This is a genomic window from Novosphingobium sp. ERW19, assembly GCF_012641315.1.
Classification (GTDB): Bacteria; Pseudomonadota; Alphaproteobacteria; order Sphingomonadales; family Sphingomonadaceae; genus Novosphingobium.
On the sequence record NZ_JABAIC010000001.1, the window covers coordinates 455,742 to 478,992 of the forward strand.

A 23,251-nucleotide genomic window follows, 5' to 3' on the forward strand; every position below is an offset into this window, starting at 1 on the left:
GGGAGGGGAGAGGAATGATCAGGCCAGGCCCTTGCTCGTGCTGGTGCGAGAGGCGTCGCCGACCGAGCTGCCCCCGTCGACATCGAGGATCGCGCCGGTGACGTAGCTGGCGGCAGGGGTCGAGAGGAACACTGCCGCTTCGCCGATTTCGTAGGCCGTGCCCCAGCGCTTCATCGGGATGCGGGCATAGTGTGCCTGCCGGGTGGTCTCGTCCGGCGCGAGGCGGGCCATGCCTTCGGTGTCGGCGATTGGCCCCGGCGAGATCCCGTTGACGCGCACGTCCGGCCCCCATTCGATCGCCAGCGTGCGGACAAGCTGGTTGATCCCGGCCTTGGCCGCGCAGGCGTGGGCCTGCATCGCCATGGCCTGTTCCGCCTGCCCCGCGGTTATGGCGATCAGCGAGGCGCCGGGGCCCAGCAGTTCGTGGCAACCGCGGAACACGTTGAACGTGCCGAGGAGGTCAATGTCGACCACGGTCTTGAAGGCATTGGCCGACATGCCGAGGACAGGCGCAAGGAAGTTTCCCGCCGCGCCCGAGATGACGATATCGAGCGCGCCGATTTCATCGCGCACGGACTTCATCGCCTCGCAGATCGCGCCGTAATCGCGCACGTCAGCCGCGCGCCATACCGCGTCATGGCCGATCTCGGCGGCAGCATTGGCGGCCTTTTCAGGATTGCGGCCGAGCACTGCCACGCGGGCGCCGAGTTCGGCAAAGCGCTTGGCAATGCCGAGGTTGATGCCACTGGTGCCGCCGGCAATGAATGCGGTCTTGCCGGCAAGAACATCGTCACGGAAGGGGGACTGGGTCATGCGGAAATCCTCACCGGGGGGCCATGCGGATCGCGCCGTCGAGACGGATCGCCTGGCCGTTGAAATAGCTGTTGCGGACCAGTTCCATGGCAAGACTGGCGAACTCCTCGGGCTTGCCGAGGCGCTTGGGGAACGGGACCGAGGCGTTGAGGCTGTCGAGCACCTTGTCGGGCAGGCGGCCGAGCAGCGGCGTGCCGAAGATGCCGGGCATGATGGCGTTGACGCGGATGCCGAGGTCCATCAGGTCGCGCGCCATTGGCAGGACGAGGCCGTTGACCCCGGCCTTGAGCGAACCATAGGCAACCTGCCCCACCTGCGCATCCTGCGCCGCGACCGAGGCGGTAAGAATGATCGTGCCCCGCTCGCCGTCTTCCAGCGGATCGAGGCTGGCCATGCCCAATGCCGAGAGGGAGGCGACCCGGTAGCTGGCGATCAGGATGCCTTGCGCGGCGTATTCGTAGTCCTCGGTGGAGAGCCTTGTGAACTCGCCGGTCTCGCGGTTGCGGCTGACAGTCTTGCCCTTGCGATGAGTCATCGCGCAGTGGACGCAGACCCGCTCCTGCCCGTGGGCCGCCCGGGCCGTGGCGAAGCCTGCGACGACCGAGTCCTCCGAGGTGATGTCGACCTTGCAGAACAGGCCACCGATGGCCTGTGCGACGGCCTCGCCCTGCTCCTCGTTGACGTCGAAGATCGCGACCTTCACACCCGCCGCTGCCAGAGCTTCGGCTGTCGCGCGACCGAGACCGGAGGCGCCGCCGGTGACGACTGCGCTGATCGATCCGTCGATCTTCATGCCAGCATGCCTTCGAGGCGCCCACGGATGATGCTTTCAGCGTCGCCGATGATGCGGTCGATCAGCTGCTGGCAGGTCGGGATGTCATGGATCAGGCCCTGCACCATGCCGGCCCAGAACACGCCCTTGGTCAGGTCGCCGGTTTCGAGCAATTGCTTGCCTGCGCGACCGTTGACCAGCTCCTGAACGTCCTCGAACTTCGCGTCCGGCTGCGACAGGCGGCGGACGACTTCCTCGGACACTTCGCTGCGGCCGACGCGGGCGGTGTTCTTGAAGTTGCGGAAGATCAGGAAGCTGCCGCGCTCATCGTTGTTGATATAGGCCTGCTTGACGTTGTCGTGGATCGGTGCCTCGACTGTGGCGCAGAAGCGCGTGCCCATGTTGATGCCCTCCGCCCCGAGCGAAAGCGCCGCAACAAGGCCGCGCCCATCGCCGAAGCCGCCCGAGGCGAGCATCGGGATCTTCACCTTGTCAGCCGCTGCCGGGATCAGGATGAGGCCGGGGATGTCGTCCTCTCCGGGGTGCCCGGCGCATTCGAAACCGTCGATCGAGATGATGTCGCAGCCGGCGCGCTCGGCCGAAAGCGCGTGGCGCACGGCGGTGCACTTGTGGAGTATGGTCACACCATGGGGCTTGAGCATCTCCCAGATCTCGCGGACCGCCTGCGTGCCCGCCGTCTCGACGATCTTCACGCCCCCGTCGATGATCGCCTGGGCATAGGCCTTGTAGTCGGGCGAATTGACGGTCGGGAAGATCGTCATGTTCACGCCGAAGGGCTTCGCGGTCATGCCCTTGGTGCGCTCGATCTCATCACGCAGGGCTTCAGGCGTTGGCTGGGTCAGCGCGGTGATGATGCCGAGGCCGCCGGCGTTGGAGACCGCGGCTGCCAGTTCGGCATAGCCCACGTTCATCATGCCGCCCTGCACGATCGGATGCTCGATCCCGAGCATCTCGGTAATGCGTGTCCTGATCGCCATTCCTGCCTCTCCCAAAGCTGCGTTTAACTGATCGGTTAAACTGACTCAGGGCGGTTGGCAAGCGGGGTCAGAGAATATCGTAGCCCTCGCCAAGCGAGGCGCGCAGCTTGTCGAGCGCCTGCGCCTTCAGCTGGTGCACACGCGGGATGCTGACGCCGAGGACTTCGGCGATTTCGGCAAGGTTCAGCTCCTCGACAAAGTAGAGCTGGATGATCATTTGCAGCCGTTCGGGCAGGTCGGCGATCGCCGAGGCTACTGCACCGCGCATCTCGTCGTCCGCGAGCATGGCGAAGGCATCCGGGCGATCGTCGGCAAAGGCGGCATTGCTGTCGGAATAGGCATCGTCGATCGTTTCGAAACGCAAAGGCTCATCCGCGGCCTTCTGGTCGGCCAGCTCACGTTCGGTCAGGCCCATGGCGGCGGCTAGTTCGGCGTCGTTGGGCGGACGGCCGAGATCGTTGGTCAGCGCGGTGGTTCTCTCGCGCAGGAGGCGGCGGCGTTCGGTTGCTGAACGGGAGAGCGGGGTGGAGCGGCGAACGAGGTCGACCATGGCCCCACGCACGCGCAACTTGGCGTAGGCGGCGAAGCCGTCTTCGGTCGGGCCGTCGTGCCGCTGGGCGCATTCTGTCAACGCCACGAGGCCGGCCTGGATGAGGTCCTCGATCTCGATCCCGGCGCGGCCCGAGCCGTGGACGTGCCAGGCAAGGCGCTTCACCAGTGGCAGGAAGCGGCGGATACGGTCGGCGGCCTCGTTCTGCGCATAGGCGCGGGCGGCGGCAAAACCGCGGTGGTCGTGTTTCATGCGGCAAGTCCCTCAGGAATTGGCAGCTCTGGACGGGCAGGTTGCGGCGGCGCCTCGCCTCCGATCACGGAGATGACCTCGATCGGCTGCGAAGGCGGCAGTTCTGAAATCGACATGACCAGGCACCCTGGCGCACGCAGGCGCAACAGCGCGGCGAGCGGGCGGCGGGCGCGGGGCTGGACGATCAGGGCAATGGACGGCGCGGCAGGCCCGCGCTCGGCAATCAGGGTGGAGATGCGCTCGCCGATGCCGCGCGCGAGATCGGGCTCGATCACGGGCTGGCCGGTGGCGGGATCGTGCATTCCGCCAACGATCATCTGTTCGAGCCCGGCTTCGAGCGTGACGACAGGCAGGCACTCGTCCGGGCCGCAGATGCGGCCGACAATCATGGCGCCAAGGTCGGCGCGCAGCAGGTCCACCAGACGGTCGTGGTCGTTCGTCTGCTGCAGCGCTTCGCTCAAGGCCGAGAGGATCGGCAGCGGGTGGGCGATGGAAATGCCATCGTCGAGCAAGGCGTGGAACAGGCGGGTAAGCGCACCCAGCGACATCGGCTGCGGGTGGATCGTCTCGACAAGGCCTGCGGCGCGCTCCTTGACGCCTTCGAGAATGGCCTTGACCTCGTCGGGACCGAGCAGCGCTGATGGCCGGTCGCCCAGAACCTGGTTGAGGTGGGTGGCAACGACGGTGCTGGCATCGACGGTAAGGAAGCCCTCGGCGATGGCCAGATCGCGCTGTGCCGGGTCGATCCAGATGGCGGGGCAGCCGAAGCTGGGATCGCGGGTGGCTTCGCCACGCAAGCCATGGTCGGGACTGGCGTCGCCCGCGTCGATGGCGAGGATCTTTTCGGGGCGCATGTCGGCAATGCCGACGGGCACGCCGCCCAGCAGGATACGGTAGGCATTGGCGCCAAGTTCCAGTGAATCCCGCACGCGGAACTGGGGAACGATGAAGCCGAAGGCCTGGCTGAGCTGCTTGCGCACGCCGGTAAGCCTGGCGACCAGCGGCGAGCCACGCCGCTCGTCGACCAGATGGATCAGGCCATAGCCCATCTCGATGGTGACAAGGGTGTGGTCGCTGACCTCATCGAGCGTGATGCGGTTCGGATCAATCGGCTCGGGCGCAATGACTTCCACCGGGGCGGGACGGTCGGCGCGCTTCTTGAGCGCCCACCACAGCCAACCGGCAAGCGCGGCGGCAGGCAGGAACACGATCTGCGGCATCGCCGGAATCGCACCTATCGCGCCCATGATCACGGCAACGGGAAGCCAGATGGCAGGGTTGGCGAACTGGCCGCCGATCTGGCCGGTCAGGTCGCGGCTGTCGGACACGCGGGTGACGATCACGGCAGCGGCGATCGACAGCAGGAGCGAGGGGACCTGCGCCACCAGCGCATCGCCGATGGCCAGCGTGATGTAGAACTCTGCCGCCTGCGATGCCGTCAGTCCGTGGCTGATCATGCCAAGGCAGAAACCGGCGATGATGTTGACGCCCAGAATCAGCAGGGCGGCGATGGCATCGCCCTTCACGAACTTGGACGAACCGTCCATCGAGCCGTAGAAGTCGGCCTCGGTCGCGACTTCGCGGCGGCGGGCCTTGGCTTCGTCGGCCGTGAGCAGGCCGGCGGCGAGATCGGAGTCGATCGCCATCTGCTTGCCCGGCAAGGCATCAAGGGTGAAGCGCGCGGACACTTCCGAGACGCGGCCCGCGCCCTTGGTGACGACGACCATGTTGATGATCATCAGGATCATGAACACGAATAGGCCGACTGCGAAGTTGCCGCCGATCAGGAACGCACCGAAGGCTTCGATCACATGGCCCGCTGCCGCGCCGCCTTCGTGGCCGTTGACCAGCACGATGCGGGTTGAAGCGACGTTGAGTGCCAGACGCAGCAGCGTGGCAAACAGCAGGACGGAGGGAAACGCCGAGAAATCGAGCGGCTTTTCCGCATTCATCGCCGCCATCAGGATGGCGACCGAAAGCGCCATGTTCAGCACGAAGAACACATCGAGCAGGACGGCCGGAATCGGCACGACCATCAGCACGATCAGCATCAGGATGCCGGCAGGCAGGGCCATCGCGGCGGGGGAGCCGAAGCGCTTCAGCATGGCCTAGAGCCCCATTGCCGAAAGACGGCCATATGCCTGCCGGACATGCGCAGGCGCCGATGCGCCATCGCCGAGGGCAAAGGCCTGCCTGAGCGTATCGGCCATCGAGCTGGCTGCCACCGGCACGGGATTGCCGCTGCTTGCCGCCGCGCTCTGGAATTCGCGGGCGATGGGCCCGCCGGTGAATTGAGGCGCAGGGGAAGCGGCGGGGGTGGCGCCCATGCTGGCGGCCCCCATACTGGCGGCCCACTGCAGGGCCTCGTCGCCAGTAGCGCCCTCGCTGGCTGCTGCCATGCGGTTGCGGATGAGCGACATGACGTCGCTGACCGAGCGTGGCGATCCGGAGCGGTCGTAGAAGGTGGAACGATTGGCAGCCGCAGCTGACGGCAACAGCGCCGCGGCAGATTGCGAGGGATCGTTGCCCAGGGCGGTCAGGAAGCGCCCTGCCCCTTCGGCTCCGAAGAAATGGGCAAGGTAAAGCTCGGCATGGTCAGGCTGGCGGCCGAGCACTCCGCTCAGGTAATCGCCATTGTCGCCCGCCAACTCGCCGGCCATCGTGGCGGCAACTTGCGGATCGAAGCGCAGCGCGAGCAATTGGGCACGGGCCGCAGGATCGCTCGCCGCGCCGCTGCGGATCATGTCACTGGCCCAGGCGAGGCCGTGCTCTGCGCCATGCTTTTCGAGCGTGCGCAGCCAGGTTCCGGTGGTGAACTGGTACAGCCCCGAAGCACTCGATGTGCGCGAGCGGGCGGACGGATCGAGGCTCGACTCCAGCTTGGCCTGTGCCATGAGATAGGCAAAGTCGGTGCCCGTAGCCTGCGCGGCCCCGGCAATCGCCCCGCGCACGCTGGCCCCGGTTCCGCTGACGGCGGCCGGGGATCCGGGCAAGGCAAAGGTCTCGGCTGAACTCACTGAACTGTCCTTCCGGCCGCGGGTTGGCGGCGTGTCGGAAGGTGTTCAGCAAGGGGCGTGCCAACTTGGCATCACGCCGTGCGAAGGCGGTGGACCTGAGGGCCTGCGCGGTAGAGCGGAGCCGAACCCGAAAGCGCGTCGAGACGGGCTGCGACATTGGCCGCAATCAGGTTGCGGACCTTGCGATTGGCCTCGTTCTGGCGGCGCGCGGCATCGAGCAGGCCGCGGCATTCCTCGTCCACCAAGGCCTGATCGACATCGGCGAGCGTGCCGCACAGGTCCGCCTTGCTCGATGCACAGCCCATGATCATGTCGAGATCGAGCCCGGCAAGTGCATGCCGCTCCTGCTGCAGGACGGCAAGCATCTGCCGAAGCGTCTCGCGAAGGTCCGATGGGCGAGCGACGGTAGAGGTGGCCATTACTGTGCAGTCCTCAGCAGCATGCCGGCCGCGATCATGGCGTCGGCGATCTTGGCGGGGATGATGGGGTACTTGCCGGTCTCGATGGCGTGACGGATGTCCTTTACCCGCTCGGCATCGACCGGCGCAGCCTGCCCTGCATCGAGCGCGGCAGAGCGCTCGACCTGTGCAGCTGCGCTGGCTTCGGCAACGGGCGCGTTGTCGACGACCGGGGTCGCTACTGCAGCCTTAGAGGACTTGGGCGTACTGACCTGCACCGGCCCAACCGGGCGCGATGCACCGATTTCAATAGGTGACATGGTTCCGCTCCTAGCGTTTGATACAGGCAAGAACGGTGGTCTTGCCGATCTCTTAAGGGCGGGAGCGGAAAAATTTTGCCGGTTTGTTAAAAAACGGCTGCGCGGCGATCAATCGACGGGGACGATGACCAGCCCCGGCCGTTCGATGCGGGCACGGATCGGGGTGGCGCGGGCGCCGGTGCGCACGCGAATCCACGCGCCCAGGGCCCCGGAATCCATCGCCTCGCCCGACTGCGCGACCGAGAAGCCATCACCCGCAACGCTGATCGTCACCGCTTCCCCACGCGCGATTGCCGGTGGGGCGGCAGGGCCTTGCCGGGTATTGCCGGACGTGGCGACGAAGAGCCGCCAGCCGCCGGCATCGGGGCACTGGACGAGCACGGTATCCTGCCGGCTGCCCTGCCAATCGAGCGACAAGGGCGAGCGGCAAGCGGCAAGGCGCAGACGGCGGTCAACCGGCAGCGTGGCACCGCCCGGCTCACCGATTGCGGCGCCGGTGAAGGCAGTGACCGCGCGATCGATCGCAACAAGATCATGGAACGGCGAGGACTGCGCTTGCAGCGGTACCGCGACAGCAGTGACAACAAGGGCTGCGGCGAGAAGGCGGGTCGTGGTCATAAGCGGCATCCAGCTGAGGGTATGCCGCTATTGAGCAATCATCGTGCCAGACTGGGTTGGTTTGGCCGCAGCGGCCGTCTCGCTGCTGTAGACGAGCGCAACGCTGGCACCGGCGCGATCCCCCGGTTCGACAAGGATGCGGGCATCCCTGGCGCGCGGGCCGCCAGCTTCGGCCAGCTGCACCGCCTGGGCCAGCGCGGCGAGACGGGTATCGCCGACATAGCGCACGATCACCCGAACTTCGAGGCGCGGGTCCTGCCCGACCTGGCCGAGCCATGTGCGCAAGGGTGGCGCGCCACTACCGATGCTCCATACCGCCACCGGTTCGCTTTCCGTTGCGGCAGCGATCGGTGGCAAAGGCACCGCGGGCGGTGCGGCCTTGGCATTGCCGCCGGTCTGCGACAGCGCTGAAGCCGTGGCGAGGAACAGGATCAGAGACAAATCGGCCAGCGCGTATTGCCAGCCGGTTCCGGCGCGGACGATCATGGCTCCAGCCTGGCGCGATGATGCGCAATGTGATGCCCAGAGTGATGCCCGGTGTTCTGGGCGGCGTGAGTTGCAACCGGCAGGGCCGGTTCGATCTGGCCGGAGAGCCAGTCGATCACCTCCTGCCGTTGGCGTTCCTCGTCCAGGGAGCGGCGCTCCACCGCACGGGCAAGCGGCGCAAGCACGAGATTGGCCAGCAGCAGGCCATAAAGCGTCGTCAGCACGGCCATCGAGATCGCTCCGCTGAGCGTACCCTGTTCAAGCCCGGTCGCGGGCAGGCGGCTGAGCGAGACCAGCGTGCCGACCATGCCGAACACCGGCCCCAGTTCTGCGGCCTGGGCCAGCGTGCGGACAGCCGCGTTGGCTGCCGTGATCCTTTTGCGGCGATGGTCGTGGTGTCGTTCGATCAGGGCATCGAGCGAACGCGAACGGATGAGCACGTCGGTTACGTCGTCGAACTCGCGGTCGCCGATCGCGCTGGTCCTGGCACGCAGCAGACCGTCGCTGCGGATTGCCGAAACCTGCGCGGCCAGATCAGCCTTGGCCTGAACCGCAGAGAAGCGCTTTGCAAACAGGCCGGCGATGGCCCGGGCGGTGACCGTCAGCTCGTGCCGGCCCGAGCGCAGCACGGTGGCAAGCGCGGTTCCGGCAAGGACGATCGACAAGGACAGTCCGTCGAAAAGAAAGGCAGGTGGCATGAGCGGAACGTCTCCTGTCACCACAGAACGGCCGCGAGTTCTGGAATTTCAGTCTGTTGCAGCGCGACGGGCGCGATTCTGCCGCCATCCGGCAAGCCCTTGCCGGTCATCGCCTGCCGATATCCCGAAAGGCACGGGTTTCCGGGGCATTCCGGCAATTGGCACACCCTTTGCTGAAACACCGGCAGAGTTTCGACAGCCAGTGAAGGCAAGACCCATGAGCAACTCCCTTTTCGGCATTCACGGCGCGGCGCTGGAACTGCGTTCGCAACGCATGGGCCTGCTGACCTCGAACATCGCCAATGCCGCAACGCCCGGCTTCAAGGCTAAGGACATCGACTTTGCCGCAGCGCTCAAGGCCCGCACCGCAGGCATGAGCGAGGACAAGGCCATCGCCTCGGCCACGCGCTTCCGCGTGCCGGTGATGCCCAGCCTCGATGGCAATACGGTGGAGATGGCGACGGAACAGACCGCCTTTGCCGAAAACGCGGTGGGGTATTCGGCCACGCTCAACTTCCTCAAGGGCCGAGTCGAGACGATCACCCGCGCGATCAAGGGGGAATAAGCCATGGCCGGCAACAATCCCCTCACCCTGTTTCAGGTCACCGGTCGGGCGATGTCGGCGCAGCTCGTGCGGATGAACGCGGCGGCATCGAACCTTGCCAACGCCGGAACCGTGACCACGACCGAGCAGGAGGCCTATCGCCCGTTGCGCCCGGTCTTTGCCGAACAGCTCGATCAGGCCAATGGCCTTTCGACCGTGCGCGTTGCCGCCGTCCAGCGCTCCGACGCCACCCCCATTCGCCAGCACGATCCGGGCCATCCGCTCGCCGATGCCAATGGCGATGTCTGGACCGCCCCGGTCGATGAGAACGCCGAGATGGTCGAGATGCTCGAAAGCTCGCGCCAGTACCAGAACGTGGTCGAGGCGATGCAGACAGCCAAGCAGCTCATGCTTGAAACGATGAGGATGAAATAATGTCGATCGCTTCCGTAACTGCCACCACCGGCGTCAACGGCGCCACCGCTTCGGCCAAAGCTGGTCAAGGCTGGGGCGCGATGGGCGCCGAGGACTTCGTAAAGCTGCTGACCACGCAGCTGCAGAACCAGGACCCGACCGAACCGGTCGACAACACGCAGATGCTGGCGCAGCTGGCGCAGTTCTCGTCGCTGTCGAACCTCAACGACATCAAGGATTCGCTGAGCGGAACGGGCAAGCAGGCCGACACGCTCGCGGCGATCTCGACCAAGCTCGACACGCTGAACAGCACCGTTGCCAAGCTGCTCGCCAGCCAGCCCACCACCACCTCGCAAGCTTAAGTTCCGCAGGAGACGCGCATGTCCTTCTACACTTCGCTCAACGGCCTCAAGAACGCGCAGACCGATCTTGGCGTGATCAGCCATAACATCGCCAATGCCGAGACCACTGGCTTCAAGAAGAGCCGCACCGAGTTTGCCGACATCGTCGTCGGCAGCGCCTTTACCAACCCCAAGCTGGTCGTCGGCATCGGCGCGGCGGTGGAATCGATCAACCAGAACTTCGCGCTTGGCCCGATCGAGCAGACCGGATCGGCTCTCGACGTTGCGATCAACGGCGATGGCTTCTTCACCACCAAGAACGTCGTGACCGGTCAGACCCTGTTTACCCGCAATGGCAGCCTGACTGTCGATGGGGCAGGATACATCTCCGACGGTTCCGGCAACCGACTGCAGGTCTTCCCGACCGATGCTGCGGGCACTATTACCTCGACCACGCCCGCCGACGCGCTGATCCCCGCCACCAATGGCACCGATGCCAACGGCAACCCGATCGAGTTCGCCGGGATTACCCTGGGCGATGATGGCGCAGTAACCGCCTCCTACGCCGACGGCTCCAACGTGATTATCGGCAAGGTCGCTCTTGCCAGCTTCATCGCACCCCAAGGGTTGAAGCAGGTCGGCTCTTCCAACTGGGTGACGACCGGCATCTCGGGCGCCCCGACATTCGGCCAGCCAAGCACCGGCCAGTACGGCTCGCTGCTCTCGGGCGCGCTCGAGCGCTCGAACGTCGACATTGCCGAGGAACTGGTCAGCCTGATCACCGCGCAGCGCAATTTCCAGGCGAATGCCAAGGCGATCGATACGGCAACGCAGATCTCGCAGACCGTCATCCAGCTGCAGACCTGATCCACCTGACCTGACCGGAGCCTGATCCATGGACCGCCTGATCTATACCGCCTACTCCGGCATGACCGGATCGACCGTGCGCCAGCGCGTGATCGCCAGCAACATGGCGAATGCGCAGACGATCGGCTTTCGCGCCGAGATGCTCACGGCCACGCCGATGACGCTGAAAGGCCCCAGCCTTGAAGCGCGGGCGATGACCGAAGGCGAAGTGCGCGGATCGTCGATGGCGCAGGGCACGCTGATCGCCACCGGCAAGCCGCTGGACGTCGCGCTGACCGGCGACACGATGCTCGCCCTGCAGGCGGAAGATGGCAGCGAAGCCTATTCGCGCCGCGGGGATCTGGCGGTGAGTGCAGGCGGCGTGCTGGAGAACGGCGACGGGCGCCCGGTCATCGGCGAGAACGGCCCGATCACCGTTCCGCTCGGCTCGAAGGTCACGATTTCCCCCGATGGCGGCGTTTCCGTCGCCAATCCCGAGACGCCCGACCAGCCGCCCCAGCTGGTCGGGCGCATCAAGATCGCCTCGACCACCGGCAGCCGGATCGAGAAGGGACTCGACGGCCTGTTCCGTGTCCCCGGCCAGAACGGCCAGCCTGGCATCCTGCCGCAAGACGAAGAGGCCAGGCTGATGGTCGGCAGCCTCGAACAGTCCAACGTCGATCCCACCCGCGTGCTTGTCGAGATGGTCGAAGCCCAGCGCCTGTTCGACATGCGCACCAAAGTCGTCGCTCAGGCCAAGGAAGTCGACGAATCCAGCGCCTCCCTCATGCGCATTTCCTGATCGCAAAGGTAACCCGATATGCCCAGCTCAGCCCTTCACGTCGCCCGCACCGGTCTCGAGGCACAGGACACGCGGATGCGCGTGATCGCCAACAACCTCGCCAATGTCGGCACCACCGGTTTCAAACGCGACCGCGCCAACTTCGCCACGCTGGCCTATCAGGATGCGCGAGTGGCCGGGCAGCAATCCTCCAACGAGACTGCCTATGCCACGGGCCTCAACCTTGGCACCGGCGTTGCCGTGCAGGCGACGACCCGCATCGACAGCCAGGGCACGCTGCAAAGCACCAGCAATGCGCTCGACCTTGCGCTGGATGGCGATGGCTACTTTCAGGTGACAATGCCGGGCGGCCAGCTGGCCTATACCCGCGCGGGCAATTTCTCGCGCTCGGCCGAGGGCGTGCTGGTGACGGCGCAAGGCTATCCGCTCAACCCCGCGATCACCATTCCCGAGGGCGCAAGCGCCATCACCATTGCCAACGACGGTACCGTATCTGCGACCATTGCCGGCCAGAACGAGCCCGCGCAGCTCGGCCAGATCACCGTTGCCAGCTTCGCCAACCCGGGCGGCCTCAGGTCGACGGGCGACAACTTCCTGCAGGAAACCGCCGCTTCGGGCGCGGCGCAGGTCGGCGTTCCGGGAGAACTGGGACGCGGGAACATTCGCCAGGGCTACCTCGAAGGTTCGAACGTCAACGTGGTCGAGGAGCTGGTCGACATGATCGAATGCCAGCGCGCCTACGAGATCAATTCCAAGATGATCTCGGCCGTCGACGACATGCTCCAGAACGCGAACCAGACGCTGTGACACCGATGCAAACGCCATTCGACCGCCATTTCGCCCCCGATCGTTTCAGCAGCCCGCGCCGCCGCCGGACCGCCGTCCGCGCTCTGCTGGTCGGCTCGCTGGTCGCCGCCGCTGTGGTGTTCGGCATGGACCCGGCCTCCGCCGCCAAGCCCAAGAAGGGCTTCGAGCCGGTGGTTGCACCGCCGCTGCCGGTCCAGACCGCGGCGCCGACTGCGGGCTCGATCTTCAACGTCAGCACCGGCTACACCGGCTTTGTCGAAGGACGCCGCGCCCATGCGGTGGGCGATCTTGTCACCGTCATGCTCGTAGAGAACATGACCAGCGCCAAGACCGCCGGCGCCAAGACGCAGAAGAACGGGCAGTTCTCTGTCACCCCGCCAACCACCGGCCCGCTGTCGTTCATCAAGCCCAGTGCCCTTAATGCTTCGGGCGGATCGTCGTTCAATGGTCAGGGCAATGCCTCGCAGACGAGCACGCTCGCCGGCGAGGTTGCGGTGACGATCGCGGAAGTGAGGTCGAACGGCACGGCACTCGTGCGCGGTGAAAAGCGCATGATGCTGAGCCAGGGACAGGAATGGGTGCAGTTTTCAGGCATCGTGCGCCTTGGCGACATCGATCAGGAAAACCGCATTCTTTCCAGTCAGGTTGCGGATGCGCGGGTCGAATACACCGGCAATGGATCGGTCGGCCGGGCAAGCCGCGAGGGCTGGCTCTCGAAGTTCTTCAACGCGATTTCGCCCTTCTGAAGGTTGATGCAATGCTGGTCCGGTTCATCCTTCCTGTTCTTGCAGCCTTCGCGGCGGCCCTGCCCGTGCCCGCCATGGCCGAGCGCGTGCGCGACCTTGGCGAGTTCCAGGGCGTCCGCGCCAACCAGCTTACTGGCTATGGCGTGGTCGTTGGCCTTGCCGGGACCGGCGATGACAATCTCGAATACCTGACGCAGGCGATGAAAGGCACCGCAGGCCGTCTCGGCGTGCAGCTGCCGCCCGGCATCTCGCCCGGGCTCAAGAACGCTGCCGCCGTGCTGGTCACTGCCGAACTGCCCGCCTTCGCCAAGCCGGGCCAGCGCATCGACGTGACCGTCTCGACCATTGGCAAGGCCAAGTCCTTGCGCGGCGGGGCGCTGATCCTTGCGCCGCTCTATGGCGCGGACGGACAGATCTACGCGATGGCGCAGGGCAACCTTGCCGTCGGCGGCCTCGGCATTGCCGCGCGCGATGGTTCGCAGTTGACCGTGAACGTGCCGACCGTGGGCCGCATTGCCGAAGGGGCCAGCGTCGAACGCGCTGTCGCCACCGGGTTCGACAGCGGCGAAGTGCTGCGCTGGAACCTCTTCGACGCCGATTTCATGACCGCCCAGCGCGTGCGCGATGCGATCAATGCCCGCTTTCCGCAGTCCGCAACGATCGAGGACGGCGTGACGCTTGCACTGCGCCTGCCCGCCGGAGCCGACAGCCGCGCAACAACGATGGCGGCGATCGAGATGCTCGACGTGACGCCTGCCGAAACGGCGGCCAAGGTCATCGTCAACAGCCGCACCGGCACCGTGGTCATCAACAGCGCAGTGCGCCTTTCGCCCGCCGCGATCAGCCACGGCAAGCTGGTGGTGAAGATCGACGAAAAGCCGCAGGTGTCCCAGCCCGCTCCGTTCAGCCGGGGCCAGACGGCCGTGGTCCCCAACAGCCAGATCGACGCGGTCGAGAAGGAAGCCAAGGTCGCCCTGTTCAAGCCAGGCGCATCGCTTTCCTCGCTGGTCGATGCGCTCAACAAGCTTGGCACCAGCCCTTCGGACCTCGTCGCAATCCTCGAAGCGCTCAAGCAGGCAGGCGCGCTCAAGGCGGAGATGGTGGTGATATGACCGGGATTTCCGCATCTGCCGCCAACCTGTCGCTCACGCCCAAGGTGCAGACCGAGCGCGAGAAGCTCTCGGGCGCGGCCAGGCAGTTCGAAGCCATCTTCGTCCGCCAGATGCTGTCCGCCGCGCGCGCCAGCAACTTCGGGGACGACGACGTTTTCGGGAAGATGGACCAGACTTTCGTGCAGATGCGCGACGACCGCTTTGCCGAAATCGCCTCGCAGACCGGCGCATTGGGCTTTGCCAGGCAGATCGAGAACCACCTTGCCGCGCTCCTGCCCAAGGATACGACGCCAGAGGGAGGCGCATAAGCCATGGCTTCCGATCTCCTATCGATCGCCCGCAGCGGCGTCCAGGCCGCCCGCATCGGCCTCGACATTACCGCACAGAACATCGCCAACGCATCGTCCAGCGGCTATGTCCGGCGCTCGGCCGCGTTCAGCGAAGTGGCTTCGACCGGCGGGGCCTATCGCATTGGCGACCTTTCTCTTTCGGGCGTGCGGCTCGACGGCATTGTCCGCAACGCCGATGCCTTCCGCCAGGCCGAAGTGCGCCGCACCGGCTCTGACGTGGCGCGGGCCAGTGCGGAAGCTTCGGGCCTTCAGAACATCGAAGCCGCAATCGAGCAATCTGGCGTGTTCGATGCCATCGTCGGCTTCGAATCCTCGCTCCAGCAGCTGGCCCAGAACCCGACCGACACTTCGCTGCGCGCCTCGGTGATCGAGAAGGCGCGGACCATGGCCGGGACGTTCCAGATCGCCGCGCAGGAGATGGACGCTGCTGCCGACGGCCTGCGGTTCCTTGCCACCGACGGCGTGACGCAAGTGAACCGCATTGCGCAGGAACTGGCGCGGACCAACACCCGCCTCGCCCGCGCCTCCGATGCCAGCAGCGACAAGACCGCGCTGCTCGACCAGCGCGACAAGCTGCTCGAGGAACTAAGCGGCTATGCCAACATCTCGACCGATTTTTCAGCCGACGGGCAGGTTGCGATCAAGATCGGCGGCAGCGCCGGCACCGATCTGGTGAGCGGAAACACCGCCGCCACCCTGGGCATGACCACATCTCCGACTGACGGCACCATCAGCTTTACTGTCGGCAGCACACCGCTGACTCTCGCTGGCGGATCGCTGGCAGGACAGCAACTCGCGCTGGCCAAGGGCGCACAGCTCAAGACCGATATCGACACCCTTGCCGGTGACATCGTCGATGCCTTCAACACCGCCCAGACCGGGGGCCGCGATCTCGACGGCGCATTGGGCGCCGCGATCTTTTCGGGGACGAGCGCGGCAACGATGGCACTCGCCGTCGAGGACGGCCGCAAGATTGCCACCGCTCCTGCCAGTGTGACGACGCCCGGCAGCCGCGATGCGACGAACCTTGCCGCGATCCGCACGGCATTGGCGGGCGTGAACCCGTCGGGCACGATGGATGCGATCCTGTTCGACGTTTCAGGCACGCTGGCGGGACGCAATGTCACGTTGGGGGCGCTCCAGACGATTGCCGACACCGCAAAGGTTGCCCTTTCCGCGCAATCGGGCGTCGATCTCGATCAGGAAGCGGTCAACCTAGTAAGATTCCAGCAGGCCTTTCAGGCGTCCGGCAAGGTCATGCAGGTATCATCCGACATCTTCAACGCACTCCTGCAAATCGGGTAAGCGCCAATGAGCACGATCTTCGGCACATCGACCAGCGCGTTCTTCGAACGATCTGTCATGGACCTCACCGCCCTGCGCAAGCAGGCAGAGGAGACGCAGGCCGAAATGTCGAGCGGAGAGCGCCTGCAGCGGTCCTCCGACGATCCGGTCGCCGCCTCGCGCCTGCGCCAGTTGGCCCGGGCCGATGTGTTCGACGAAATCGACACCGCCGCCACCAACCGCGCGACCGGTGACCTCACGCTCACCGACAGCGCGCTTTCGCAGTTCGCCAATCTGGTCATCCGGCTGCAGGAGCTGGCCACGCAGGCGGGTTCGACCACCGTCAACGCCAGCCAGCGCGCCGGGATCGGCGAGGAAGTGGCGCAGATCCACGGCAATCTCGTGGCGCTTGCCAACACGCGCGATGCCAATGGCAACGCCCTGTTCGGCGGCGAAAGTGCCGCTGAAGCCTACACGCTGGATGCAGCGGGCAACGCCACCTACGCGGGCACCAACGCACCCGGGACGATTTCGCTGGGCGGAGGCCAGTCGGTTCAGCGGGGGGTGATCGGCCCGGATTTCCTGCAATTCCAGTCCGGCGGCGCCACTGTCGATCTGCTGGCGCTGACCAAGACCCTGGCCGACGACCTGAAATCCGGGACCGGCGGCATAACCCCAGCGCAAACCGCGCTTGCCGCGCTGGGCGATGGCCTCAACTCCATCACGACGGCGCAGACTGTGGTCGGTTCGCGCCTGAACTGGATTGACCTCAACACCGACCGTCGCGCCTCACTTTCCGAGATGCGCACCACCGAGAAGACCGAAGTCGGCGGGGCAGACCTGACCGAATCCATCGCCCGCCTGCAGAACACCATGCTGGTGCTGCAGGCCAGCCAGGCCAGCTTTTCGCGGCTCGCCAATCTTTCGCTGTTCAGCGTGCTGAACTGAGCGCGCAAGCTCACCGGGAACCTGTTTCATGTTCGTGATCGTTGGCATCGTCATTCTGCTTGCGATGGTGTTTGGCGGTTTCGCCATCACCGGTGGCGATCTTGGCCCTGTGCTGCACGCACTTCCGCACGAAATGCTGATCATCGGCGGCGCCGCTGTCGGGGCGGTTGTCACAGGCAACTCGATGCACGAACTTAAGGGCATTGGCGCCGGCTTTGGAAAAACCTTCAAGGGGCCGAAGCACAACAAGCAGGATCACATCGACGTGATCGTGCTGTGCACCAAGCTGATGAAGATCCTGCGCAGCGATGGCCCGGTTGCGCTCGAAAGCCACGTGACCGACCCAAAGAACTCGCCGATCTTCGCCGAGTATCCGCGCCTGCTGGCCAACGGTGCACTCACTTCGCTGATCTGCGACACACTGACCTTGATCGTGGTCTCTTCAGGCACGCTGGAAGTGCATGCCGTGGAAGAGGTGATGGATCATGCGATGAAGACCCATTTCCACGAGGAGCACGAAGCCCAGCACGCCATCCAGGGCCTTGCAGACGCGCTCCCGGCGCTCGGCATCGTCGCGGCGGTCCTTGGCGTGGTGAAGACGATGGGGTCGATCGACAAGCCGCCATCGATCCTCGGCGCGATGATCGGTTCGGCACTCGTCGGCACATTTCTCGGCATTCTGCTCGCCTATGGCATGGTCGGCCCGATCGCAGGGCGGCTCAAGCAGGTGCTCGAGCAGGACGAGATGATTTTTCAGGCGGTGAAACAGGTGATCATCGCCAGCCTCCATGGCTGGCCGCAGCCGCTCGTCGTCGAAAGCGCCCGCTCTGGTCTGGGTCACGCCTTCCGTCCGGGGCTGTCGGAACTTCTCGACGCACTGCGTGGACGTTGATTGTGCGTTTCCGTTTCACAGAAACGCAGTCGGCACCGGCCTACTCCCCCCCCGCCCGGCCACCCATTCAGGGTACTCTCGTGGGTGGCCAGACGGGGGAGCGGGCCGGTGCCGCTTCCGCGTTAGCAGACAAGGAATAAGCCATGGCCAAGGCACCGGCCAAGGGCAAGAACGAGCCGCCCAAACCGATCATCGTCAAGAAGATCACCATCGTGGCCGGCGGGCACCACGGCGGCGCCTGGAAGGTGGCCTATGCCGACTTCGTGACCGCCATGATGGCGTTCTTCCTGCTGATGTGGCTGCTGGGCGCGACGACCGAGAAGCAGCGCAAGGGCATTGCCGACTACTTCACGCCGACACTCGTCAAGGTGCGACAGGGCAGCGCCGGCGGTTATGGCGTGCTGGGAGGTTCATCGCTGACGGATGTGGACGACTATCCGCACCGCGCCGGGCAGACCGGCAACAAGACGCTTTCCATTCCCCGCGATGCCTCCGGCGGCCCCAAGGAAGGTGGCAGCAAGATCAAACGCAGCCAGGTGATGAAGGAACGTATCGCCCAGAAGCTTGCGCAATCCGAAAAGCTCAAGAAGCTGGCCCGACAGGTCCGCATGACCGAAACGCCCGAAGGCGTCCGTCTGGATCTGGTGGACGATGCGGACTTCTCGATGTTCCTGCTGGGCACCACCGTGCTGACGCCTGACGCTGCCGAACTTCTCCGCGCGATCGGCCAGGCCATTGCGCCCGACCCGACCCAGCTGACCATTCGCGGCCACACGGATTCCTTGCCGTGGAAGAACGGTGTCGCCAACAACTGGTCACTGTCGGCCGGCCGCGCCGAGACGACGCGCCAGACGCTGATGCGCCAAGGCATCGCCGAACCGCGCTTTCGCCGGATCGAGGGCGTGGCCGATCGCGAGCCGCTGGTGCAGAACAACCCGGCCGACCCGCGCAACCGGCGGATGTCGATCCTGATTACGGGTTAAACATCCTTTGCGCGACGTTAAGCAATAAAATGACATCCACCTGAAATAATGGTGAAAGTTCCGGTTGCATGTGTAACCGGATCACTGCAGCTTCCGATCATTGCGGGGTGCGTCGTGCTCAAGCCACGAACCGCAACACGTAGGGACAGGGAGCTGAATCCAGATGCGCAAGTTTGCAGCTTTGGCTACCGTATCGGCGGTGGCATTGGCCGGGATCGTGTTTGCCGCGGCGGGCGGCGGTAAGTCCACGGGTTCGGGAGCGGTGCTGTTGCCCGCCTCGTCGAGCCCTGCCGTTGCAGTTTCAGCCCGGCCAACCGCAGCCGCAGTCGCCGGATCGGCCATCCCCGACAGCTGGATTTGCGTCTTCAAGAAGGGCAGTGTTGCGGCCGGCGCCGAACAGGCCGAAGCCAACAAGGTCACTGGCAAGGCTGGTGGCAAGATCGGACACGTCTACCGTCATGCGCTGCAGGGCTTCTCTATCAACTTGCCGGCGCAAGGTGCCAAAGCCGTCGCCGCGCATAACCCCAACATCGAATATTGCGAGGCCGACCAGGTCGCCACTTTGATCGACCCGATCAATGCGCTGGCAAAGCCGGGCGGCGGAGGCGGTTCGACCACCGAAAGCACCCCTGCCGGCATCACCCGCGTGGGCGGCGGCGCCAATTACACCGGCACCGGGCGCGCATTCGTGATCGACAGCGGCATCTTCCTCACGCATCCGGACCTCAACGTCGACACCGCGCTCAGCCGCAACTTCGTCTCGCGCGAGACTTCGCCGAACGATCTGAACGGCCATGGCACGCATGTGGCCGGCACGATTGCCGCCAAGCTCAATGGCACTGGCGTCGTCGGCGTGGCAGCCGGGGCAAAGGTCGTTGCGGTGCGTGTGCTCGATCGTCGCGGCAGCGGTGCCTATTCGGATGTCATCGCCGGCGTGGATTACGTAGCCTCGGTCGGCTCGGCCGGAGACGTCGCCAACATGAGCCTTGGCGGGCCAGTTTCCGATGCGCTCGACACGGCAGTGGTCAACGCGTCCAACAGCAGCAAGGTCATCTTTGCGCTGGCCGCGGGGAACGAGACTGACGACGCCAACAATCACTCACCCGCCCGCGCCGACGGCCCGTATATCTACACGGTGGCAGCGGTGAACAGCTCGGACACCTTCGCCAGCTTCTCGAACTACTCTTTGGTCAACGACCCCGTGGACTTCGCCGAACCGGGCGTGTCGATCCTCTCGACGTGGCTGAACGGCGGCTACAACACGATCTCCGGCACCTCGATGGCCACTCCGCACCTTGCCGGGCTCGTGCTGATCGGCGGTCCTCGCAGTGATGGCCGGCTGTCCAGCGCCGCGCCCAATGGCGTGCGCTTCCCGGTCGGTGTGAAGTAAAAACGGCTTCTTTCTGAAACATCGAAGGGCGGCCCCGCAAGGAGCCGCCCTTCTTCATTCACCGGAGAACGCACGAAGGCCCGGCGGCCTGGAATGGGCCGCCGGGCTTGTGATCACGCCTGGTGGAGGCAGGCGGAGGTCATCGCTTAACGCAGCAGCGACAGCACGTTCTGCTGGCTCTGGTTGGCCTGTGCGATCATCGCGGTCGAGGCCTGCGAGAGGATCTGGGCCTTGGCCATCTGCGTGGTTTCGGTCGAGTAGTCGGTGTCCTGAATGCGCGAACGGGCATCCGACAGGTTGGTGATGTTGTCGTTGAGGTTGTTCACCACCGATTCCAGGCGGTTCATGCCGGCACCGAGCGTTGCACGCGAGCTCGAGATCGAGTCCAGTTCGGTGTCGAGCGTTGCGAGCAGACCGTTTGCCGAGGTTGCCGAGGAGACATCGTAAGACCCGGCAGCACCGCCGTTAGCCGACAGCGTGGTAAGGTCGGCCATGGTGATGTCCACGGTGTCCGAACCGTTTGCACCGGTCTGCACCGTCACGGTCGCAACCGAGCCATCGAACAGCTGCACACCGTTGAATTTGGTGTTGTCGATGATCTGGCCCATCTGCGCGGTCAGCTCGTCAACTTCCGTCTGCATGTAGGCACGGTCGGTGGCGTCCTGATAGGTGCCCGAAGCCGACTGCACGGCCAGTTCACGAACGCGCTGGAGCATGTTCGACACTTCGTTCAGCGCACCTTCTGCGGTCTGTGCCAGCGAGATGCCGTCGTTCGAGTTGCGGACGCCCTGGTTCATGCCCTTGATCTGAGCCGTCATGCTGGTGGCAATTGCCAGACCGGCCGCGTCGTCCTTGGCACCGTTGATGCGCTTGCCCGTCGACAGTCGCTCCATCGCCTGGCCGAGCATCTTGTTGGCCATGTTCGACGAGTTTGTCGCCTTCAAGGCGCTGATGTTTGTATTGATAACCGCCATTTTCCATTCTCCGGTAGGGTGGTGTGTCGTTCCCGAAAGGACCGCCGGGTCAGAGGATCGACACGGCTGTCGGGACTAAGACCGGCAGATGGCAGCCGGTTTTAAGTTGCCGCCCGGCAAAAGAATGCCGGGCCTAAGTACTGGCCCTTAGGGTTACCCGCCCCCTTAAAGTTTCAACCTGTTTGTCGGTCCCGCGCGAAAGAAGGGAACAGACAGGATGGTTAACAGGGGTCTTGAGATGATTCGCGATTGCGGGGCACTGCAGTTCACAGAAGCGGCGGCGAAAGCCCACGCAGCGCTGGTCCAGCGCGCGGCTTCGGTGCTTTCCAGCTACGGCGCGGATGGGCAGTCGCTGCTCGCCGATGCCTTCGAGAACGCGAAGCTGCCCCCGCGCAAGCAGGTCGTGCTGCTTGAGCGATCGGCAATGCCTGCCATCGAACGGCAGCCCGGCAGCCGGACGGCAACCTTGCGCTACACCGATGGTGCCGGCGAAGCTGCGCTGGCTGCGGTACTGGCCTGTGCCGCAAAGCCGGGCGCGCCGATTGCCGCAGATCCGGAAAGCCTGTCTGTCCTCGCCCTGGCCGAACGCATCGCCGCCACCGACATCCCTGTCCTGATCAACGGCCCCACCGGCACCGGCAAGGAAGTGCTCAGCCGCTTTATCCACGAACATTCGGCCCGCGCCGACAAGCCGTTCATCGCCATCAACTGCGCCGCCATGCCCGAAGCCATGCTCGAAGCGCTGCTGTTCGGCCACCAGAAGGGCGCGTTTACCGGCGCCAATGCCGCGAGCGAAGGCTTCTTCCGCGCGGCTGACGGGGGCACGCTGCTGCTCGACGAGATCGCCGAGATGCCGCTGACGCTGCAGGCCAAGCTGCTGCGCGCGCTACAGGAAGGCGAAGTGGTACCGCTGGGGGCAACGCAGCCGGTGAAGGTGGACGTGCGGGTAATCGCCTGTGCCAACCGCGATCTGCCGCTGGAAGTCGAGGAAGGCCGCTTCCGCGCCGATCTCTATTACCGCCTCAATGTCTTCCCGCTGGCCCTGCGCGCCCTGTGCGAACGCCCCGACGATATCGCGCCGCTCGCCTTCGCGATGGCGATGCGCCATGCGCAGGTTGCACCGTGGATCTCTGACGAGGCCCTGGCCATGCTGGCAGCACATAGCTGGCCGGGCAACGTGCGCGAGCTCGAGAACGTGATGCGGCGCGCTCTGGTCCTGGCCGGGAACGCGCCCGTGATCGAGCCGGCCCATATCATCTTCGATCGCCCCGCGCGCCTGATCAACGAACCGGTTGCGGTTCCTGCCGCGGGCGATGCCAAGCTTTCCAACATCGTGCAGATGTCCGAAGCCCGGGCGATCCTCTCGACTCTCGAGGCCTGCAACGGCAGCCGCGTTGCCGCTGCGCGCCAGCTCGGCATTTCCGAACGCACCCTGCGCTATCGCCTCGCCAGCTTCCGTGAGGCCGGGATCGAAGTGAACGGCCGGTCAGCGGACGGTAGGGCCGTCGGTGGCAGGCGATGAGCGTCTCCGGCATCGGCGGCCGGGCTTCCGGCATCCAGGACATCATGGCCCTGCGCCAGCAGATCATGGAGCGCTCGCAGCTGCTCCAGCAAGTCAAGGCGCCCGAGGCAACGCAGGGGGCGCAAGGACCGCAAGCCGGCAGTGGCCCGGCGGGGAGCTTTACCGAGAGCCTCAAGGGCGCGCTCGATAACGTGAACGCCAGCCAGCAGAAGGCCAGTGCGATCAGCGAAGCCTACGAAAAGGGCGAAGTGGTCGACGTCGCCAAGGTCATGCTGGCGCGTCAGGAAGCAGGCGTTGCCTTCGAGGCCACGCTGCAGGTCCGCAACAAGCTGCTGAGCGCCTACCAGGACATCATGCGGATGGGAGTGTGATTG

At 65.3% G+C, this 23,251-nt stretch carries 28 protein-coding genes; 16 read left to right on the forward strand and 12 right to left on the reverse strand.

Annotation, left to right across the window (positions count from 1 at the left end; translation table 11 throughout):
- Positions 1 to 18: 18 nt before the first annotated feature.
- From HGI46_RS02330 to HGI46_RS02380, 11 genes are all read right to left on the reverse strand, one after another.
- The gene (locus tag HGI46_RS02330; RefSeq protein WP_168902925.1) at positions 19 to 813 is read right to left on the reverse strand and encodes an SDR family oxidoreductase; all 795 of its coding nucleotides are present in this window, start codon (positions 811 to 813) and stop codon (positions 19 to 21) included.
- A 10-nt stretch (positions 814 to 823) separates the two neighbouring features.
- Entirely contained in the window at positions 824 to 1,606 is a 783-nt protein-coding gene (locus HGI46_RS02335) for an SDR family oxidoreductase (RefSeq protein ID WP_168902926.1), read from the reverse strand.
- Positions 1,603 to 2,583, reverse strand: coding sequence for a nitronate monooxygenase family protein (locus HGI46_RS02340; protein WP_118072366.1), 981 nt, complete (start codon positions 2,581 to 2,583; stop codon positions 1,603 to 1,605). The genes HGI46_RS02335 and HGI46_RS02340 overlap by 4 nt, the downstream gene beginning before the upstream one ends.
- Before the next feature lie 67 nt (positions 2,584 to 2,650).
- Complete coding sequence (locus HGI46_RS02345) at positions 2,651 to 3,385, reverse strand: sigma-70 family RNA polymerase sigma factor (protein WP_118072367.1); 735 nt, start codon at positions 3,383 to 3,385, stop codon at positions 2,651 to 2,653.
- On the reverse strand, positions 3,382 to 5,490 hold the full coding sequence (locus HGI46_RS02350; RefSeq protein ID WP_168902927.1) for a flagellar biosynthesis protein FlhA: 2,109 nt from the start codon (positions 5,488 to 5,490) through the stop codon (positions 3,382 to 3,384). The genes HGI46_RS02345 and HGI46_RS02350 overlap by 4 nt, the downstream gene beginning before the upstream one ends.
- Before the next feature lie 3 nt (positions 5,491 to 5,493).
- Entirely contained in the window at positions 5,494 to 6,402 is a 909-nt protein-coding gene (locus HGI46_RS02355) for a lytic transglycosylase domain-containing protein (RefSeq protein ID WP_346766660.1), read from the reverse strand.
- A 71-nt stretch (positions 6,403 to 6,473) separates the two neighbouring features.
- Entirely contained in the window at positions 6,474 to 6,821 is a 348-nt protein-coding gene (locus HGI46_RS02360; protein ID WP_118072369.1) for a flagellar protein FlgN, read from the reverse strand.
- Entirely contained in the window at positions 6,821 to 7,120 is a 300-nt protein-coding gene (flgM, locus tag HGI46_RS02365) for a flagellar biosynthesis anti-sigma factor FlgM (RefSeq protein ID WP_118072370.1), read from the reverse strand. Before flgM ends, HGI46_RS02360 begins: the two co-directional genes overlap by 1 nt.
- Before the next feature lie 108 nt (positions 7,121 to 7,228).
- Positions 7,229 to 7,738, reverse strand: coding sequence for a flagella basal body P-ring formation protein FlgA (locus tag HGI46_RS02370; RefSeq protein WP_168902928.1), 510 nt, complete (start codon positions 7,736 to 7,738; stop codon positions 7,229 to 7,231).
- Between the two features lie 27 nt (positions 7,739 to 7,765).
- Complete coding sequence (locus HGI46_RS02375) at positions 7,766 to 8,224, reverse strand: hypothetical protein (RefSeq protein ID WP_168902929.1); 459 nt, start codon at positions 8,222 to 8,224, stop codon at positions 7,766 to 7,768.
- A complete protein-coding gene (locus HGI46_RS02380; RefSeq protein ID WP_168902930.1) occupies positions 8,221 to 8,922 on the reverse strand; it encodes a MotA/TolQ/ExbB proton channel family protein in 702 nt (233 codons plus the stop codon). Before HGI46_RS02380 ends, HGI46_RS02375 begins: the two co-directional genes overlap by 4 nt.
- Before the next feature lie 217 nt (positions 8,923 to 9,139).
- Between HGI46_RS02380 and flgB the strand changes: the two genes are divergently transcribed.
- The 14 genes from flgB (at position 9,140) to HGI46_RS02450 (ending at position 20,381) form a co-directional block, all read left to right on the forward strand.
- Entirely contained in the window at positions 9,140 to 9,487 is a 348-nt protein-coding gene (gene flgB, locus HGI46_RS02385) for a flagellar basal body rod protein FlgB (RefSeq protein WP_062345831.1), read from the forward strand.
- Between the two features lie 3 nt (positions 9,488 to 9,490).
- Positions 9,491 to 9,901 (forward strand): flagellar basal body rod protein FlgC, encoded by a 411-nt coding sequence (flgC, locus tag HGI46_RS02390; RefSeq protein WP_118072373.1) that lies wholly within the window; start codon positions 9,491 to 9,493, stop codon positions 9,899 to 9,901.
- Positions 9,901 to 10,242, forward strand: coding sequence for a flagellar hook capping FlgD N-terminal domain-containing protein (locus HGI46_RS02395; RefSeq protein WP_118072374.1), 342 nt, complete (start codon positions 9,901 to 9,903; stop codon positions 10,240 to 10,242). The genes flgC and HGI46_RS02395 overlap by 1 nt, the downstream gene beginning before the upstream one ends.
- An 18-nt stretch (positions 10,243 to 10,260) precedes the next feature.
- Positions 10,261 to 11,088: a flagellar hook-basal body complex protein gene (locus HGI46_RS02400; RefSeq protein WP_118072375.1), complete on the forward strand. Its 828-nt coding sequence runs from the start codon at positions 10,261 to 10,263 to the stop codon at positions 11,086 to 11,088.
- A gap of 28 nt (positions 11,089 to 11,116) precedes the next feature.
- Positions 11,117 to 11,869 (forward strand): flagellar basal body rod protein FlgF, encoded by a 753-nt coding sequence (gene flgF, locus HGI46_RS02405; protein ID WP_168902931.1) that lies wholly within the window; start codon positions 11,117 to 11,119, stop codon positions 11,867 to 11,869.
- A gap of 18 nt (positions 11,870 to 11,887) precedes the next feature.
- Entirely contained in the window at positions 11,888 to 12,676 is a 789-nt protein-coding gene (gene flgG / locus HGI46_RS02410) for a flagellar basal-body rod protein FlgG (RefSeq protein ID WP_168902932.1), read from the forward strand.
- 5 nt (positions 12,677 to 12,681) lie between these two features.
- Entirely contained in the window at positions 12,682 to 13,422 is a 741-nt protein-coding gene (locus HGI46_RS02415) for a flagellar basal body L-ring protein FlgH (protein WP_168902933.1), read from the forward strand.
- 11 nt (positions 13,423 to 13,433) lie between these two features.
- Positions 13,434 to 14,534 (forward strand): flagellar basal body P-ring protein FlgI, encoded by a 1,101-nt coding sequence (locus HGI46_RS02420; protein ID WP_168902934.1) that lies wholly within the window; start codon positions 13,434 to 13,436, stop codon positions 14,532 to 14,534.
- Entirely contained in the window at positions 14,531 to 14,842 is a 312-nt protein-coding gene (locus HGI46_RS02425) for a flagellar biosynthesis protein FlgJ (protein WP_118072378.1), read from the forward strand. Before HGI46_RS02420 ends, HGI46_RS02425 begins: the two co-directional genes overlap by 4 nt.
- A gap of 3 nt (positions 14,843 to 14,845) precedes the next feature.
- Positions 14,846 to 16,189 (forward strand): flagellar hook-associated protein FlgK, encoded by a 1,344-nt coding sequence (flgK, locus tag HGI46_RS02430; RefSeq protein ID WP_168902935.1) that lies wholly within the window; start codon positions 14,846 to 14,848, stop codon positions 16,187 to 16,189.
- A 6-nt stretch (positions 16,190 to 16,195) separates the two neighbouring features.
- The gene (locus HGI46_RS02435; protein WP_168902936.1) at positions 16,196 to 17,116 is read left to right on the forward strand and encodes a flagellar biosynthesis protein FlgL; all 921 of its coding nucleotides are present in this window, start codon (positions 16,196 to 16,198) and stop codon (positions 17,114 to 17,116) included.
- Positions 17,117 to 17,144: 28 nt separating this feature from the next.
- Complete coding sequence (motA, locus tag HGI46_RS02440) at positions 17,145 to 18,008, forward strand: flagellar motor stator protein MotA (RefSeq protein WP_168902937.1); 864 nt, start codon at positions 17,145 to 17,147, stop codon at positions 18,006 to 18,008.
- A gap of 143 nt (positions 18,009 to 18,151) precedes the next feature.
- Complete coding sequence (locus HGI46_RS02445; protein ID WP_168902938.1) at positions 18,152 to 18,991, forward strand: flagellar motor protein MotB; 840 nt, start codon at positions 18,152 to 18,154, stop codon at positions 18,989 to 18,991.
- Positions 18,992 to 19,154: 163 nt separating this feature from the next.
- Entirely contained in the window at positions 19,155 to 20,381 is a 1,227-nt protein-coding gene (locus tag HGI46_RS02450) for a S8 family serine peptidase (protein WP_168902939.1), read from the forward strand.
- A 146-nt stretch (positions 20,382 to 20,527) separates the two neighbouring features.
- Here the strand turns inward: HGI46_RS02450 and HGI46_RS02455 are convergent, their stop codons facing one another.
- On the reverse strand, positions 20,528 to 21,355 hold the full coding sequence (locus HGI46_RS02455; protein ID WP_118072384.1) for a flagellin: 828 nt from the start codon (positions 21,353 to 21,355) through the stop codon (positions 20,528 to 20,530).
- Between the two features lie 217 nt (positions 21,356 to 21,572).
- Here HGI46_RS02455 and HGI46_RS02460 point away from each other — a divergent pair, with 217 nt between their 5' ends.
- Both HGI46_RS02460 and fliE read left to right on the forward strand, forming a co-directional pair.
- Positions 21,573 to 22,877 carry a sigma 54-interacting transcriptional regulator gene (locus HGI46_RS02460; RefSeq protein WP_240946527.1) on the forward strand — a complete coding sequence of 435 codons (1,305 nt, stop codon included), beginning with the start codon at positions 21,573 to 21,575 and terminating at the stop codon, positions 22,875 to 22,877.
- Positions 22,874 to 23,248 (forward strand): flagellar hook-basal body complex protein FliE, encoded by a 375-nt coding sequence (fliE, locus tag HGI46_RS02465; protein ID WP_168902941.1) that lies wholly within the window; start codon positions 22,874 to 22,876, stop codon positions 23,246 to 23,248. Before HGI46_RS02460 ends, fliE begins: the two co-directional genes overlap by 4 nt.
- Positions 23,249 to 23,251: the final 3 nt, after the last annotated feature.

Excerpts from the sequence above, each read along its gene's own strand:
- HGI46_RS02330 (WP_168902925.1), bottom strand. The coding sequence starts at position 813 with ATGACCCAGTCCCCCTTCCGTGACGATGTTCTTGCCGGCAAGACCGCA.
- HGI46_RS02335 (WP_168902926.1), bottom strand. The coding sequence starts at position 1,606 with ATGAAGATCGACGGATCGATCAGCGCAGTCGTCACCGGCGGCGCCTCC.
- HGI46_RS02340 (WP_118072366.1), bottom strand. The coding sequence starts at position 2,583 with ATGGCGATCAGGACACGCATTACCGAGATGCTCGGGATCGAGCATCCG.
- HGI46_RS02345 (WP_118072367.1), bottom strand. The coding sequence starts at position 3,385 with ATGAAACACGACCACCGCGGTTTTGCCGCCGCCCGCGCCTATGCGCAG.
- HGI46_RS02350 (WP_168902927.1), bottom strand. The coding sequence starts at position 5,490 with ATGCTGAAGCGCTTCGGCTCCCCCGCCGCGATGGCCCTGCCTGCCGGC.
- HGI46_RS02360 (WP_118072369.1), bottom strand. The coding sequence starts at position 6,821 with ATGGCCACCTCTACCGTCGCTCGCCCATCGGACCTTCGCGAGACGCTT.
- flgM (WP_118072370.1), bottom strand. The coding sequence starts at position 7,120 with ATGTCACCTATTGAAATCGGTGCATCGCGCCCGGTTGGGCCGGTGCAG.
- HGI46_RS02370 (WP_168902928.1), bottom strand. The coding sequence starts at position 7,738 with ATGACCACGACCCGCCTTCTCGCCGCAGCCCTTGTTGTCACTGCTGTC.
- HGI46_RS02375 (WP_168902929.1), bottom strand. The coding sequence starts at position 8,224 with ATGATCGTCCGCGCCGGAACCGGCTGGCAATACGCGCTGGCCGATTTG.
- HGI46_RS02380 (WP_168902930.1), bottom strand. The coding sequence starts at position 8,922 with ATGCCACCTGCCTTTCTTTTCGACGGACTGTCCTTGTCGATCGTCCTT.
- flgB (WP_062345831.1), top strand. The coding sequence starts at position 9,140 with ATGAGCAACTCCCTTTTCGGCATTCACGGCGCGGCGCTGGAACTGCGT.
- flgC (WP_118072373.1), top strand. The coding sequence starts at position 9,491 with ATGGCCGGCAACAATCCCCTCACCCTGTTTCAGGTCACCGGTCGGGCG.
- HGI46_RS02395 (WP_118072374.1), top strand. The coding sequence starts at position 9,901 with ATGTCGATCGCTTCCGTAACTGCCACCACCGGCGTCAACGGCGCCACC.
- HGI46_RS02400 (WP_118072375.1), top strand. The coding sequence starts at position 10,261 with ATGTCCTTCTACACTTCGCTCAACGGCCTCAAGAACGCGCAGACCGAT.
- flgF (WP_168902931.1), top strand. The coding sequence starts at position 11,117 with ATGGACCGCCTGATCTATACCGCCTACTCCGGCATGACCGGATCGACC.
- flgG (WP_168902932.1), top strand. The coding sequence starts at position 11,888 with ATGCCCAGCTCAGCCCTTCACGTCGCCCGCACCGGTCTCGAGGCACAG.
- HGI46_RS02415 (WP_168902933.1), top strand. The coding sequence starts at position 12,682 with ATGCAAACGCCATTCGACCGCCATTTCGCCCCCGATCGTTTCAGCAGC.
- HGI46_RS02420 (WP_168902934.1), top strand. The coding sequence starts at position 13,434 with ATGCTGGTCCGGTTCATCCTTCCTGTTCTTGCAGCCTTCGCGGCGGCC.
- HGI46_RS02425 (WP_118072378.1), top strand. The coding sequence starts at position 14,531 with ATGACCGGGATTTCCGCATCTGCCGCCAACCTGTCGCTCACGCCCAAG.
- flgK (WP_168902935.1), top strand. The coding sequence starts at position 14,846 with ATGGCTTCCGATCTCCTATCGATCGCCCGCAGCGGCGTCCAGGCCGCC.
- HGI46_RS02435 (WP_168902936.1), top strand. The coding sequence starts at position 16,196 with ATGAGCACGATCTTCGGCACATCGACCAGCGCGTTCTTCGAACGATCT.
- motA (WP_168902937.1), top strand. The coding sequence starts at position 17,145 with ATGTTCGTGATCGTTGGCATCGTCATTCTGCTTGCGATGGTGTTTGGC.
- HGI46_RS02445 (WP_168902938.1), top strand. The coding sequence starts at position 18,152 with ATGGCCAAGGCACCGGCCAAGGGCAAGAACGAGCCGCCCAAACCGATC.
- HGI46_RS02450 (WP_168902939.1), top strand. The coding sequence starts at position 19,155 with ATGCGCAAGTTTGCAGCTTTGGCTACCGTATCGGCGGTGGCATTGGCC.
- HGI46_RS02455 (WP_118072384.1), bottom strand. The coding sequence starts at position 21,355 with ATGGCGGTTATCAATACAAACATCAGCGCCTTGAAGGCGACAAACTCG.
- HGI46_RS02460 (WP_240946527.1), top strand. The coding sequence starts at position 21,573 with ATGGTTAACAGGGGTCTTGAGATGATTCGCGATTGCGGGGCACTGCAG.
- fliE (WP_168902941.1), top strand. The coding sequence starts at position 22,874 with ATGAGCGTCTCCGGCATCGGCGGCCGGGCTTCCGGCATCCAGGACATC.